This window comes from Bartonella sp. AP65SXKL, from assembly GCF_042195725.1.
Lineage (GTDB): Bacteria > Pseudomonadota > Alphaproteobacteria > Rhizobiales > Rhizobiaceae > Bartonella.
Map to the genome: position 1 here is coordinate 1 of NZ_JBHIOW010000080.1, position 865 is coordinate 865.

1 protein-coding gene is annotated in these 865 nt (G+C 34.6%); it reads right to left on the reverse strand.

Features of this window, described 5'->3' with window-relative positions; all coding sequences use genetic code 11:
* A partial coding sequence (locus tag ACFIMP_RS09775; protein WP_375686341.1) for a restriction endonuclease occupies nt 1-278 on the reverse strand: 278 nt, incomplete at its 3' end.
* Nucleotides 279-865 lie beyond the last annotated feature (587 nt).

Here is an 865-nt window from a genome sequence, read left to right on the forward strand (position 1 = left end):
TTACATTGAATAGCCGCATAGCCACCTTCATCACGGATTGTAGCGATCAAATCAATACCAATATCCGTTCCATCTTCATTACGCTCTTGCGCCCATTCACAATAGGTTTGAACCTTTTCGTATTCTTGCTTTTGAAGCGGGTCGTTTGTCAAATAAGCTTTTACAAGGTTTTCAAACATGGTTCCCAATTCACGGGGTGATTTTGCTTGTTGACGATAATATTCTAAGAGAGAGCGTAAAGAGACATATTCATGATCAGACTTATGAAGGTGAGACATAAAGAATAAACTCCATGACAATATACTCTATTGATTAATTCTCTTCAAAAGAATCGAAATGAAGTTAATTAAATCCATTTTGAATGAATAGTATGAAAAATGCGAAAAATGCTAAAAAGCGGATAATTTTTTTTCAAAAAGTTTTTTAAATGCGGTTTATCCACAGCCCATGATACGGGATCAGATCAGCAAAATAGTGAAATTTGCTGTTTATTTGATGTGTTAATTGACCTGTTAATCAAGACAAATGCACCATGGACTTTAAAACATCAGAATGAGTATTTTGATAAGTTTTATGAATTATTTTATAGATAGGTTTTGTCTGTTTTTAACCCCCCCAAAACACCTACAAAACATATATTATTGGTTGAATTTATAGGTTGTAATTTCAATATAGGTTGTTTTTTAGATCTGTAAAATATTAACCACTTGAAATATAATAACTTTTATTTTTGACTAAAAAATATATATAAAGGGGGGGTAAAAAGAACCCCCCTACCCCCCCCCAACCCCCCCCCCCCCCCCCCCCCCCAAACACCCAAAACCCACAAAACACAAAAAAGGGGGAATTTTTGCGGGTTTTTTTT